This is a genomic window from Brasilonema sennae CENA114, from assembly GCF_006968745.1.
GTDB lineage: Bacteria > Cyanobacteriota > Cyanobacteriia > Cyanobacteriales > Nostocaceae > Brasilonema > Brasilonema sennae.
In genome coordinates this window covers 2,892,589-2,907,064 of record NZ_CP030118.1, presented here as the reverse complement: position 1 = coordinate 2,907,064, position 14,476 = coordinate 2,892,589, and the positions used below count along the sequence as shown (strand labels likewise).

The window sequence follows — 14,476 nt, the reverse complement described above, 5'->3', positions numbered from 1 at the left end:
AAGTGGTGATTAATTGTGTGTTAGTCACCATTAACATCTGGTACAATTCTGACAGAAAGTCATTAGTAAATTCCCCAAAAAAATATACCCATTAGGGAATAGTACCATAATTCAGTCGGTAGGTGTGAGTGAGACATAAACCATGAAGAAACTATCTAAAAAAATTCTAAGGTTAAGCCCAGTTGTTGTAGCGGCAACATTTTTTGCAGCAAATAGCGCTATGGCTGGAGAAGTCAAGGAACAGGTGACTCCCGTATCTGTGCTGACATCACAAGACAACATTGGTCAAGTAACATCTGTATCCCAATTTTCCGACGTACAGCCAACAGATTGGGCATTCCAAGCATTGCAGTCTCTGGTAGAACGCTACGGTTGTATTGCGGGTTATCCCAATGGTACCTATCGCGGTAACCGCGCTTTGACTCGTTATGAGTTTGCTGCTGGTTTGAACGCGTGTTTGGATCGGGTGAATGAACTGATTGCAACAGCAACCGCTGACTTAGTCAGGAAAGAAGACTTAGCTACTTTGCAGCGCTTGCAAGAAGAGTTCTCTGCTGAATTGGCTACCCTGCGTGGTCGTGTTGATACCTTAGAAGCTCGCACTGCTGAGTTGGAAGCAAATCAATTCTCTACCACAACAAAACTGGTTGGGGAAGCGATTTTCAATCTATCTGACGCTTTTGGTAGTGCAAGGCAGGCAGTTCCTTCTGGAGTTAACACAGCAACGGCTGCCGAGTTGCAAGAAAACATTGTTTTTTCCGACCGAGTTCGTTTGAACTTGCTCACCAGCTTCTTTGGTTCAGACCAGTTGCAAACACGTTTGCAAGCTCGCAACACTCCTATATATGATGGTGGAAGTACGAGTCAAAACAGAGCTAGCATTACGGGTACTAGCATGACCCGTCTGAGCTTTGACGGAGATAGGGGATCTGGGTCTGGTCGAGGTACTACTATAGGTTCCAATGACATCGAACTCGACAAACTCAATTATGCTTTCAACCTAGGCAGCGCTGCACGTATCAAGATTGATGCATTTGGCGCTGAGTTATACGAAAACGTCAACACCTTCAACCCAGACCTCGCGAGCTCTGGTAGAGGTGCTATTTCCCGCTACGGTCGTTTCAGCCCGATTTACCGCCAAGGAAATGGTGGTTCAGGTGCGACACTTACATTGAATCCCAAAGGACCTATCACTGTATCTGCAGCTTATGTAGCAGGTGCACCTAATTTGACTGCAAATAACCCTAACGATGGGTTTGGTCTTTTCGATGGTAGCTATGCGGCTTTGGGTCAGGTATCCTTCCAGCCGAGTCAAGCATTCAACATCGGTTTAACCTACGCTCGCACCTATCAGAATAAGGGAGGTATCAGTCTTTTTGACGGTACTGGTAGTCAGTATGCTAATAACCCCTTTAATGGCGCGGCTTTAACTGCTGATAATTATGGTGTAGAAGCCAGCTTGAGACTTGGTTCTAAAATCACCCTTGGTGGTTGGTATGGTTACACTGAAGCAGAAGCTAAGGGCGGTGCTGCAAATGGTGCCAATGCATACTCTGAGTACTGGGCTGGTACCCTCTCTTTCAAAGACTTTGCCAGACCTGGTAGTGTGCTTGCTTTTGTCTTTGGTCAACCACCTAAAACAACAGGTAACGAATTCATCCAAGCAAACGGTATTCGTCGTCAAGATAGAGACACATCATATCACTTAGAGGCACTGTACAGATTGCAACTGACTGACAACATTGCTGTTACTCCTGGTGTGTTGGTGATCTTCAACCCAGAACATAACGACAGGAACGATACCGTTTATGTAGGTACATTGCGTACTACCTTTACTTTCTAAACTTATTTTTATGGTAACTCTCATCTCTTTAGGGTGGGGTTATGTGAAAAAAGCCTGCGTAAGCAGGCTTTTTTGTTTGACTCAACTGATGAGTGTTGCATTTCTTGCAAAAATCCGGTTTAGGGGTTTTTAGAACCGCAGATGGACGCAGCCGAATAAACGCAGATAATTTAGAGCAAGTTTATTGCTCGTCGAGATTTGTTGGAGAACCAGTTCCGGAGGAGTCATCGTCCGAAGGATGCTTCATTTTAGGGCGATCGCTACTCCAAGCCCACCATACGCAACCACAATGACACTGGTAAAACTCCTGCCATTTGCGACGATAGTTTTCCGTCATCACAGGCGAACGACGATTTATCCAGACTTGTACAGCTTCTAAGCTACTGGAGTGACAGCTAGGACAGCAAAATTCATGAGCATGAATTCCTGTGTTTGTCCATTCAGGTGGAGTTGCAGCAAAAGCATCTATATTCATTAGTTATAAGTCGTTTGTCATTAGCTATATCAATTATGAATGACTACATAGAAAGCCTATAAACCATGTATTCTAAGCATAAGCATATATTATAAATTGTATGAAAGCTGATATTAACATGGAAACAAACGTTGAAATTCGCCGTTTGCTAGATGTAATGCCTGCTTCTGGTCGAATGATGACAAAAATCGTTATCAAGCCGGAACAAGCAAAAGTGATTGACGCAACATTTCCATTACCTTGGAATCGGGAACGACCAATCTATATTAACTTTGATTTATGGCGTCGCCTGACAAAAGCGCAACGCGATTTGTTACTATTGCGGACTGTTAGTTGGTTAATAGGAGTCAAGTGGTTTAAACCTGACATTTATCAGGGTATGGCGATCGCTGGTATTTTGGGTACTTTTGTAGAATCAGCCCAAGCAGATCCAGTCGGTATAGTTGTCGCTGGTGGATTAACTACGCTGGCTATGGTTCGCATTTGGCGAACGAACCGATCCCAGCAAACAGAGTTAGACGCTGATCAAGCCGCCATTCGTGTTGCACAACGACGGGGTTACTCAGAAGCTGAAGCCGCACAACACCTGTTATCTGCTATTGAAGGAGTGGCAAAAATCGAAGGGCGTTCTGGATTAGAGTTTACTGAGTTGATTCGTAGCCAAAATTTACGAGCGATCGCTGGTTTGTCATCAGTGAGTGTTCCGGAAAGTTTTGATAAGTGAGTTAGCTGACCGGAATGCACTATTCTCAACAAGACCTAAAAAACCGGGTTTATAAACGGAAAATTAAAGTAAGGCTTGTGTCGTCATTCTCAAGAAACCCGGTTTTTGACCCTGGTGCAAGATATAAGTTAGGCTACTCAAGCTATCAGTGGTGACGCTAGTTGATGAGTTGTCTGTTGCTTTAGCGTTAAGTTTGTTTGCTGTCAGAGTGATGTGAGGGCAGATTATGATTGATAATCTCAACTCCGATAAGTTCGGAGTTTTGTCGCAATTTGATAAGCAATTAGAAACCGTTTATGCCAAAGATCGCAAAGAATGGCGGGAATGGTTGGAGAAAAATCATCACACTTGTGTTGGTGTATGGCTGATCTACTACAAAATAAAAAGTGGTAAACCAAGCGTTCAGTATAGCGAAGCAGTAAAGGAAGCCTTATGCTTTGGTTGGATTGACAGTAAAGTGAAATCCTTAGACAAAGAACGTTACATGCAAATATTTACACCCCGAAAACCGAAAAGTGTGTGGTCAAAATTAAATAAGCAATATATTCAAGAACTCATCGAACAAGATTTGATGACTGAGGCTGGTTTTAAGAAGATTGAAGTTGCAAAACAAAATGGTTCATGGACTACTTTAGATGAGATCGAAGCGTTAATAATACCAGCAGATTTAAAGCAAGCATTGGAAGCAAACGAAACTGCCAATAAGTATTTTGAGGCGTTTAGTAACTCATCCAAGAAGAACATCCTCTTTTGGCTTGACAGTGCTAAACGTCCCCAGACAAGGTTGAAGAGAATTGAGCAAACTATAAGTTCAGCAGCAGAAAACAAAAATCCATTAGCACGATGACTAATCGCCACAATGATACAGTTTATACTCGTAGCCGTCTACGAATGGTAACGATTTCGCTTGCATAACACAGTTTTTAACTTCCTCAGGTTGAGGAGCATAAAAGTTTACTAACCATAAGTCAAAAGGACGTGGTAGCATTTTTAATGTGTTTTGGAGTGCAACCGTGGAAATACTGGCGTCTTCGTCTTGATGAGCAAGGAGAAAGAGCGGTGATGTGGATTTGGAATTTTGTATAGAATTTTGTATTTTATATTCCCTCGCTATCCCCATCATTTCCCCAATTTGTACGTGAGTTTTCTGAGTTGTGGCGATGAGTACAGGGACATGGGATGTTTGTTCAATAAGTTTTACAAATAAGTCTGGACGGTAGTATTTTTGATAGCCCAAATTGCAGACAACAGTGATAGCACTCGCCAATCCCATCAACAAAATGATGATCACAGCTTTTTTGCCATTTATTCCCCATCTTCCTTTTTCCAAAATGGGATGACGCCAACAAACTGCCAGACTTGCCCCAACTAAGACTATCACAGCAGGAAAGTAAACAAAGTTGTAACGAGCGCCTCGTGTCAAATCAATACCAAAAAAGTAAGTAAAAATAAAAAATAAAACTATAGCCCCGACAACTAAACCAGCAAACACTTGAACCATCAAACGGGTTTGTGGTTGTTTGAAATAAACTTTAATTCCACGCACCAAAATTGGTACTGCCCAAATGAAAAAAATCAGCATCACTAGTCCAGAAACAATCACAACTGCTAGCTGTGATGCTTCGACTGGTAGCAAAGAAATCATTGTAATCCATGCTGCCAATGCTTGAAATATTGGGTTGAGCCAAGCCATCCCAGTACGTGGACCTTGAATCCATTCAGTCAACTTACCTCCATAGCTATTGTGTAAAAACACTGGAAGCCAAATTAAAGCAGCAACAAATGTACCTACCGCCACAGCGTAGATGCGGAACCAGGGAGTGTGGGAGTGAGAGAGTGAGAGAGTGGGGGAGTGTGGGAAAATATCTTTCGCTCCCCCTCTCCCTCCTTCCCTCGTCTTCCTTCTCCACTGTCGCCAAGCAAGAAACAGCAAAACCAACGCTTCACAGCAGAGGGTGAGAGTGAAAAAGTAATGAGTCGCAATACCAATAGCATTAATTACCACCCACGAGAGTGCTATCTTGATGGGTATTGGAGTATTGTTTTGGATGTGACGACTGGCAATGACTAAGCAAGCAAAAGAAGCAATCACCCATAAAATTGCTAAAGTATAATGACGGGCTTCCTGTGCTAAAAAAATGCCGTAGGGTGATATTGCCATCATTGCAGCCGCTAAATGGCTGACAAGACGGGAACGAAATGCTAGCCCAGTTAAAGCATAAATAGCTGGAATAGATGCTGCACCGAAAAAAGCAGCGAGCGATCGCGCCCCCCACAACGACACCAAACCCTCATGTGTCGGAAACAGCCGCATCCACAAGTGAGTCAGGAAAAAGTAAAGCGGCGGATGATTGCTTTCAGTAGATAAGTGTTTCCATACATCTTGTATGCCAGATGTAGGTTGTGGTTGTAGTGGTTGTAAGAGAACATCAACAGATATCGGCTGATCTAACGGTACTGGCAAAAAGCTATTTCCGAGGCTAAACACCAGAGTAGAAAACTCGTCAGTCCAAGGTGGCTTAGCACTCAAGTTCGTTAAACGCAAGCCGACACCAATGAGTAGCCAAATCGCCAGCAGTAAGAGAGTTTTGAGTTTTGAGTTTTGAGTTTTGATAATGACATTCATAAATTATGATTTACCACTCATAACTTAATAACTCAAAACATATAGCTGTTTGTTCCCTTCTATTTTACCTGAGTCACACGCCAACTGAGCTTCAAATTCACCCAGAAGTTCCAAACAGTAGCAACAGCGATCGCAATCAGGTTAGCAACGTAGCGGTTAGGAATCACGAAATTGAACACCAAGTTCAACACCAACACATTCAACACCAATCCCGCAAGACAAATCATGTTAAATTTCAAAAACCGCTTTAAACGCTGACGCCATTCCCGCTGCTGGCTGCTGACATCAGCAAACGTCCAGATGTCATTCCACAAGAAATTATTTAAAATTGCCACTTCCCCAGCAATGATTTTACTGCGTGTTAGGGGGAAACCCAAAGTCGTTGGGTCACTGAGCAAGTACAGTACTGTCATATCCACAAACACCCCCGATAATCCTACCAAGCCAAAGCGGAGGAAGCGATCGATGGGGAATTGTTGACTAATTTGACTAAATTTCGAGAGTCTCCCTGTGGATAAGCGTAAGCGGATTAAGTGATGGATGTAATCGACATATTGCTTCCAAGTTACCTTACTTTCACCCTCTTTGCGCTCACAGAACACATAACCAACTTCAGCGATTTTGCCCACGTTTCCGCGCCCGATGGTTTCCAGCAGAATTTTGTATCCTACCGGATTGAGGGTTTTACCGACTATACAGTGGCGACGGAACATAAAATAACCACTCATCGGATCTGACACTCTTGACAGAACGCCTGGTAAGATGAGCAATCCTAACAGCTGAGCACCCCGAGACAACAAACGCCTGACAAAACTCCAACTACTGACTCCACCACCTTCTATGTGACGACTCGCGACGGCTAAGTCTGCTCCCTCCTCAATTGCTTGCAATAATTGCAGCAGCACATGGGGTGGATGTTGTAAATCAGCGTCTATAACTCCTAAAATACTTCCACTAGCAGCTTGCCATCCGCGAATCACAGCGCTGGATAGTCCCCGTTCACTCTGTCGTCGCATAACCCGCAATTGGGGATATTCTGTCATCAATGACTGTGCAATGTTCCATGTTCCATCTGGACTGTCGTCGTCTACCACTATCAACTCGTACTTACCTGGTATAGATTCATCCAGTAAGTTGCTTAATCTAGAGACGATTTTTTGGATATTTCCTGCTTCTTTGTAGGTGGGAATAATTAGAGAAAATAAGATGGGTTCAGTATTTGCGTTTGTTGTTGCAGCTGACGATTCTAATATCTGCAATGAACCAGTGGGTACTGGTAAAAGGGAATTAGGTTGGATGATACTCATTTAGAAATGATGATATGGTAAACAGATTTCCAGTGGTTTTGTTAATAACAGCCTTACCAGGTTTTGGGTGGTGTTGTTTTATAGTACTTGACTAAAATAAATTTTATTCACAAAGTACCACTCAGACGCGCATTAGCTGATCAATCTATCTTTAAGCAGCACGTCTTGCTGATTTATACTAGGTTTCCACATTAGGTAAAGAACAAAACCTATTGCCAGATATATGAAGAATGGTGTCATTGAAGAGAGATGAATGTTGTAATACTGAGGCAAAATAACTTTGTAGAAGTAATCTTGCCAATGAAGTAATGGTCCTCGATACAGAAACATCGCTATATTTATAAGTAAATTATTAGACGGAATCGTAGAGACTCCAGCCAGATTAATAAACATGGATAGTACCCCCAATAACTTAATATACTTTAGAGGAGAGTACACCACTGGGAGAAGAATAAATGGGGTAGCAACCACTAAATGACGTGGACCAAAACAAACATCACCAGACCATGCATAGTAAGAAGCATTTAACACAAAGATAAAGGCAAAGAATATAAAACAGAACAATATGACATTATTTTTTTGGTAAGTCTTTTTTACAAAAGAGCCAATAAATAAAAAACTCATAGGAAAATATAGAAAAATTCCTCTAAATGAACTGAATGTCAAACCCCAAATAGTTCCTAAGGAAGGAACCATAAACATGCTTTTTTGGATAGAGTCTTCTTGATTTAACTGTTTGAGGAACAGCGAGTTAGGAGTTTGAAGCACTGACCCTGTAATGCTTTGGTTATAGTACATAATTATTCCTACAAATATCGAGTAACCGAACAATAGCAACAACATATTTGTCAACATACTTGTATAGTTTCTCTCTTTAATCATTAAATATATCCAAAATCCAATTAATAAAGATATTGGGACGATCGCAATATAATCAACCATTTGAGCAAAGCCTAAGGAAAGCCCAATAAAAAATCCATTTGCTTGATGGATTATCAAATAAAAAGCTATAAAAATAAACGACATTGTATAGACATGAGACCAAATCCCATTAGTAGAGTAGAAGAAAACTAATGAACCGAAGATGAAGGTAAAAACGAGCCATAATTTCTTGACAAGATCATTCGTGAAATAATCTAAAGTCTTAAACATTATGACAGCCACTATTCCAAGAAGAGGAGCGCTAACACAAACGTTCGATAAGATATCAAATATTGACCAATAAACTTCTCCTTCTGGAATACCAATCAGCCTCATTAACATTTGGTGAAGAAAGTAAAGAGGAGCCAAAAGAATTGGAATCCCGGGCGGGATAACAGAGTAAGCATTATTATTAAGCAGCAAAATATCTATATGAGATCGGTATCCTTTTTGCAGTGCAAACGTACCAAAATTAACAAAGGAGTGAATGCTATCAGTGTAGCGACTTGTTTGAGGTCCATCAGGTGATGCATGAAGAGCAATCAAAATAAATACAGTGATGAATATTTTATGAGAAATGTGCTTTATCATTTTTAAATACTTGCCATTACAAAGTTTGCCCTATCGAAAGGATAGGTCACCAAAAGCTAGAGAACTAAATTTACAGCAGAACTTAGCAGTAAAAGCTTATACCTACTTTAAAGTGATAGTACTATGCATTTTAGAGTTTACTTTCTGACTAGATAGTCTTCCAATTAACTAGTGAATAAGTATTCGCGGCTTACTTTCACCAGACCTGACCACTTCAAACTAGGTATAATTGATGCCACCTGGCGTAATGAGCAAATTATAACACTGCTGTTCGTAAATAAAATCGCTTGATTTACTCTTGACAAAATCTTAAAAAAATCAAAAATATCGTTAAGCTTTACTCTTCTTCTTGACAAATAAAATTTTCTAGCATAAAAAAGTCTGATTAAAATTTGGTTAACAGTTGATGTAAATTAGCATTCAATAACACCTTTTCCATAAGAGAAAACTTCTGGTAAAGTTATTTATTTGATGTCGCAAGCGGTTTACCTTAAATAGTGTTTACGAATATGGGAAACTCTGCCACAAGCCTGAAGCATTAATCTTGCGTAAATCTCTAAATACTTTTCAATGATTAGAGTTGCAAAATGTGCGAATAGCCTCAGACAAAAAATAAGATTTTTTGATAAGTATGTCTGATTTTGTGCCGATATACTTATCAAAAATGTCAAAATAATAAATGTGGTTTGCTTTTGAGAAACTGTGGTTACTGTAACTGTTGATGCTATTCTTGAACGTGCTTTAACTGGGTATGATTTATTTCCGGAAGAGGCAGTGGTATTACTCAAACAAAATGACAAAAGTGCAGTTGGTGCTATTCGCGCTACAGCGGACAAATTGCGTCAACGGCAAGCAGGCGATACTGTTACTTACGTTATTAATCGTAATATCAATTTTACCAACATCTGTGAACAACACTGTAGTTTCTGTGCTTTCCGGCGAGATGAGGGGGAGGAGGGTGCTTACTGGTTAGATTGGGCGCGTATTTTAGAAAAGGCGACAGATGCGGTGCAACGGGGTGCAACGGAAATCTGTATGCAGGGAGGCTTAAACCTACAGGCGAAGGTGAACGGAAAATCTCTGCCTTATTACCTCAAGGTTGTGGAAAAGATTAAACAAGAATTTCCTCAACTGCATCTACATGCTTTTTCTCCCCAAGAAGTGCAATTCATCGCACGAGAAGATGGACTGGAATATGCCGATGTGATTATCGCTTTGCAAGATGCTGGTGTTGATTCTATGCCAGGAACCGCAGCTGAAGTGTTAGATGATCAAGTGCGGCGCATTCTTTGTCCAGAAAAAATTAACACAAGCCTTTGGCTGGAAATTGTGAGTACAGCTCATAGACTTGGTTTATACACCACGAGCACAATTCTATCAGGGCATATTGAGACGCCAGAACAACAAATTAAACATTTGGAAAAACTGCGATCGCTCCAACAAACTGCGATTGATCGAGACTACCCTGCTCGCATCACTGAGTTTATTATATTACCTTTCGTTGGTAAAGAAGCCCCCAAACCTCTACGTCATCGTGTAGGACACGATCAACCTATTTTGGCAGATGCACTGCTACTGACTGCTGTTGCACGAATTTTTTTAGGAAACTGGATTCCTAACCATCAACCAAGTTGGGTAAAACTGGGTTTGGCAGGTGCAACAGAAGCTTTATTGTGGGGTTGCAACGATATTGGTGGCACATTAATGGAAGAACATATTACGACAATGGCAGGTGCTCAAGGTGGAACCAACATGGAAGTTGAAACCTTGCAAGCTGCTATCACCGATCTAGGGCGTCCTTACCAACAACGAGATACTTTATATCAAAGAGTGGGATGAGGGGGGAAGGATCTTGGTGTAAGGGAGGAAGGAACAGAGGGAGGGAAAAGTTAATGCGAAATCAGTCTTTTCCCTCACTCCCACACTCCTTAATATCAAATCCGGGTAAATGCACATGGTACAAAAAACCCATAAACATTATAAATTAAGGGTGAAGGTTTGTGGGAACTGCGTGCAATCAACAGGATTTGATATAACTCCTTATTTCGCATACTCCTACACTCGTCCATCTCCCGATCAGATGATCCCCAAGATACCAATCCAGGATACGATGGACGTTGATTTAGGTATTGTTTCACTTTAATGTTTATGAAGCGCTATTGGTCACGTCTGCTTGCCCTAGTTTTGCTTGTCGTCGTTGGTTTGATGGGCTGTAACAACACTCCGGCTACTTTAACAGGAGATTACCGCCAAGATACCCTAGCTGTGGTAAATACTTTGAGGACTACTATAGACTTACCACAAGATTCTCCAGATAGAGTATCACTTCAAGCACAAGCGCGTAAGAAAATTAATGATTTTGCAGCTCGCTATCAGCGAGATGACTCTGTTGCTGGTTTGGCTTCCTTTACAACCATGCGAACCGCCCTTAACTCCCTAGCCGGACACTATAGTTCTTATCCAAATCGTCCCGTGCCACAAAAACTCAAAGACCGATTAGAGCAGGAGTTTGAGCGGGTAGAAGTGGCGTTAAAGCGTGGTGCTTAAGTATTGGGCGTAATTCCCACCACTAAACGGAGCACCGTTATAGCGGTGGGATATTAGCCAAAAAGATGATAAAAATATCCCTGAAGTAAGCCTGTAAAACAAAACTCAGCTGACTCATAAGTCCAGATTTTAAAGTCTTGAGTGCTGAACTTTTACTCTATACTAGTAAGAATTTTACCACATATTTATAGTCAAAAGAGTCTTTTGATTTTTTGTAATTTTAAAATTTTGCATCGTCAAATCTTGTAGATACCATAGGATTCTTGCTCTGAATATAACAAACAGTCTGTTTCTCAAGACGTTGTATGAAAATTTCGTGTTACTTAAACTGAATCACAAAATTCGGCAACAGAAATAGGGGTTTGGCAGTCTATACCATCTGGGCTTCAAAGCCCCTATTTATCAATAATAGAATTTGATACAAATTATCCTACGTAACGTCCGTTGGGATTGATGGCTGTTTTGTCTTTCTACTTGTACGTATGTCCAACCGTCCTTTGAATGTTGCAACAATATTTTTTTGGCAACGCCTGCTTGCTGCTCTGATTTTTAGCAGTAGTTTGCTGATTCCCTTTTTCAAAAATCAGCCAGCAGCGGCGCAAGTTACTCAGTATTGCCAGTTACCACAAGCACAGGCACAAGAAAAAGAAAACTTACGTTTGTCTGCACTTAAGGGTGATCAACAGGCACAAAGTCGTTACCAGCAATTGTTACAACAAAATGCACAAGTTTTGCAAGAATGCCGCAACCGTACTTGGCCTGAGTTGCAAGCAATTTGGTTGCGCTTGTATCCTTGTGATGTTCAACCGGGAATGGTTGACCAAATCATGGATCGGATTGTTAACCGAGGTTATAACGAAGTTTATTTGGAAGTTTTTTACGATGGTCAAGTACTTCTGCCAAAAGGGGCTAATCCCACCGTTTGGCCTTCTGTGATTCGCACACCAGGAACAGAAAAGACTGATTTGCTCGCCACAGCTATTCAAAAAGGGCGGGAACGGGGTCTGAAAGTTTACGCTTGGATGTTCACCACAAATTTTGGCTATACTTACGCCCAGCGTTCAGATAGAGAAGGGGCAGTTGCCCGCAACGGTAAGGGTCAAACCAGCCTCTACGTCGTAGATAACGGCTCTCAGGTCTTTATCGATCCCTACAACTTGCAAGCCAAACGAGACTACTATCAAATGTTACAGCAAGTGCTACGCCGTCGCCCAGATGGGGTACTCTTCGACTATGTACGCTATCCACGGCAAGCAGGCACTGATTCGATCGCCACCAAAGTTACAGATTTATGGCTGTATACTGACGCAACTCAACAGGCTTTATTCCGACGAGCACTAAATTACAAAGGATTGGAATTAATTAGACGCTTTTTAGCTAAGGGATATATCACACCCGGAGATGTAAATGAGGCTGATAAACTCTATCCTCAAGAAGGAGAACCCTTATGGCAAGGTCGGACTCCACCCCAAGAGCAAAAGTCAATCCTTCCCCCAGAGCAAAGGCAACCGCAACTACAATTGGAGCTATGGCAGTTATCAGTTGCTCACGCCATGCAAGGCATTGTAGATTTTTTAGCCTTAGCTGCTTATCCAGCACAGCAACAAGGTATTCCAGCGGGAGCGGTATTTTTTCCTGATGGTAACCAAATGGTTGGTCAAGGATATGATTCTCGCTTGCAGCCTTGGGATAAATTCCCAAACACAATACAATGGCATCCTATGTCCTATGCAAATTGTGCTAGTGCCGATTGTATTGCGGCGCAGGTGCAGCGGGTTTTGAACATGTCAAAACCAGGTACCCAGGTGATTCCAGCTATAGCCGGTCAGTGGGGAGCGTCAATAAGCAATCGTCCTCCCTTGGAAGTGCAAATGCAGGCACTGCGCAAACTTGCACCGCAAATCAAGGGAGTCAGTCATTTTGCTTTTTCTTGGCAAGATCCACAGTATGATAACCAGCGTAAGTTCTGCCGCGTCCAGTAATTAGGGATTGACATCCCTTCTACTATACCTGGCGGTATAGTAGAGGAGGATCCCAAGTGATACCAAATCCGGTTTTCAAACCTCTCATGAGCTTGTAGTCTAAACTCCAATTAGGTTGATGGGGCTAGTGCGGATCTACCATAGTTAAAAGAGTGTCATTTATGCGTATCGCTATCATTGCTTTAGGAAGTCAAGGCGATGTTCAACCTTATGTTGCTTTGGGAAAAGGTTTAAAACAAGCGGGTCATGTTGTGCGCGTATTGACCCATGAAAACTTTGAAGATCTGGTTAGTTCGCATGGTCTGGATTTCTGGGCTTTTCAGGGTAATGTGCAACAAATCATTGAAACCCAGAAAATGCGTGAGCTTTTGGAGAAAGGGAATTTCCTTGGCATTATGTTCCATACCGCAAAGGAATCCCAGCGCCTAGCGATCAATTGGGCACAAGAAGGTTTAGTGGCTTGTCAAGGCATGGATATGTTGTTGACAGGAGTTGGAGGACTATATATTGGTATTTCACTGGCTCAGAAGTTAAGGCTTCCATTGCTTCAAGCCTATGTCTTTCCCTTTACACCTACTAAAGCATTTCCTGGTGTTGTGTTTGCGCAGTCCATTGCCAAGTTTGGAAGTGCAGTTAATTGGTTGTCCCATCATTTGATTAGGCAGATAATGTGGCAGGGGTTCCGAACAGCCGATGCATCAGCACGAAAGCAGGTACTTAACTTGCCTGTAGCCCCGTTTTTTGGCCCATACAATGCCACCTGTCTACATCGTTATCCAATTCTTTATGGTTTCAGCCCATCCATAATTCCCCAGCCATCGGATTGGAAGAACACCCATGTCACTGGCTACTGGTTTTTGGATTCAGCACCTAATTGGACTCCACCCTCAGCCCTGATGGAGTTCCTGCAAGGCGGTTCACCTCCTGTGTATATCGGGTTTGGGAGTATGGGCAATCGGAATCCGGAAGAAACTGCCAATCTCGTCTTGCAAACCCTGGCACGAACGCGGCAACGTGGCATCATACTCTCTGGCTGGAGTGGTCTGCATAAAGAAAATTTACCGGACACCGTTTATCGTTTGGACTCCATACCCCATTCATGGCTTTTCCCGCGTGTCGCGGCTGTTGTGCATCATGGCGGTGCGGGAACAACAGCTGCCGGACTCAGGGCAGGTGTTCCTACGATTGTTATTCCCTTCTTTGGTGATCAACCCTTTTGGGGACGCCGCGTAGCGGAATTAGGTGTTGGACCAGAACCTATTCCACGTAAGCAACTAACGGTTGAACGATTTGCCCAAGCGATTCAAAAGGCTATGAGCGATCAAACGATGCGTCAACGTGCAGCGAATCTGGGGAAAAAAATCCAAGCCGAAGATGGAATCGCAAGCGTTGTTGCTGTTGTACAGGATATAGAAAGACGTAGGATTGCCTAATGAAGTTCCGTTCCTTTTATTCTTGAA

General features: G+C 42.2%; 11 protein-coding genes. 7 read left to right on the top strand and 4 right to left on the bottom strand.

The genetic code is table 11. From position 1 onward, the window contains the following. Positions 1–142: 142 nt before the first annotated feature. Complete coding sequence (locus tag DP114_RS12415; protein WP_169265418.1) at positions 143–1,843, top strand: iron uptake porin; 1,701 nt, start codon at positions 143–145, stop codon at positions 1,841–1,843. 181 nt (positions 1,844–2,024) lie between these two features. Here the strand turns inward: DP114_RS12415 and DP114_RS12410 are convergent, their stop codons facing one another. Continuing rightward, a complete protein-coding gene (locus DP114_RS12410; RefSeq protein WP_169265417.1) occupies positions 2,025–2,318 on the bottom strand; it encodes a hypothetical protein in 294 nt (97 codons plus the stop codon). 118 nt (positions 2,319–2,436) lie between these two features. Between DP114_RS12410 and DP114_RS12405 the strand changes: the two genes are divergently transcribed. Then, positions 2,437–3,042, top strand: coding sequence for a DUF3318 domain-containing protein (locus DP114_RS12405; RefSeq protein ID WP_171978173.1), 606 nt, complete (start codon positions 2,437–2,439; stop codon positions 3,040–3,042). Between the two features lie 226 nt (positions 3,043–3,268). Then, complete coding sequence (locus tag DP114_RS12400) at positions 3,269–3,889, top strand: YdeI/OmpD-associated family protein (protein ID WP_370460789.1); 621 nt, start codon at positions 3,269–3,271, stop codon at positions 3,887–3,889. Here DP114_RS12400 and DP114_RS12395 read toward each other — a convergent pair whose 3' ends face one another. The 3 genes from DP114_RS12395 to DP114_RS12385 form a co-directional block, all read right to left on the bottom strand. Next, positions 3,890–5,668: a glycosyltransferase family 39 protein gene (locus DP114_RS12395; protein ID WP_171976216.1), complete on the bottom strand. Its 1,779-nt coding sequence runs from the start codon at positions 5,666–5,668 to the stop codon at positions 3,890–3,892. Between the two features lie 59 nt (positions 5,669–5,727). Further along, positions 5,728–6,975 carry a glycosyltransferase gene (locus DP114_RS12390; RefSeq protein WP_169265414.1) on the bottom strand — a complete coding sequence of 416 codons (1,248 nt, stop codon included), beginning with the start codon at positions 6,973–6,975 and terminating at the stop codon, positions 5,728–5,730. Positions 6,976–7,107: 132 nt separating this feature from the next. After that, a complete protein-coding gene (locus tag DP114_RS12385; RefSeq protein WP_171976215.1) occupies positions 7,108–8,487 on the bottom strand; it encodes a hypothetical protein in 1,380 nt (459 codons plus the stop codon). A 702-nt stretch (positions 8,488–9,189) separates the two neighbouring features. On the opposite strand from DP114_RS12385, the gene cofH reads away from it, so the two are divergent. The 4 genes from cofH to DP114_RS12365 all read left to right on the top strand — a co-directional run bounded on the left by cofH (position 9,190) and on the right by DP114_RS12365 (position 14,449). After that, positions 9,190–10,326, top strand: a complete 1,137-nt coding sequence (gene cofH, locus DP114_RS12380; RefSeq protein WP_169265412.1) for a 7,8-didemethyl-8-hydroxy-5-deazariboflavin synthase subunit CofH — start codon at positions 9,190–9,192, stop codon at positions 10,324–10,326. A gap of 309 nt (positions 10,327–10,635) precedes the next feature. Then, on the top strand, positions 10,636–11,034 hold the full coding sequence (gene psb27, locus DP114_RS12375) for a photosystem II protein Psb27 (protein ID WP_169265411.1): 399 nt from the start codon (positions 10,636–10,638) through the stop codon (positions 11,032–11,034). A gap of 482 nt (positions 11,035–11,516) precedes the next feature. Beyond that, a complete protein-coding gene (locus DP114_RS12370; protein ID WP_169265410.1) occupies positions 11,517–13,016 on the top strand; it encodes a family 10 glycosylhydrolase in 1,500 nt (499 codons plus the stop codon). A gap of 161 nt (positions 13,017–13,177) precedes the next feature. Beyond that, the gene (locus DP114_RS12365) at positions 13,178–14,449 is read left to right on the top strand and encodes a glycosyltransferase (protein ID WP_171976214.1); all 1,272 of its coding nucleotides are present in this window, start codon (positions 13,178–13,180) and stop codon (positions 14,447–14,449) included. Positions 14,450–14,476: the final 27 nt, after the last annotated feature.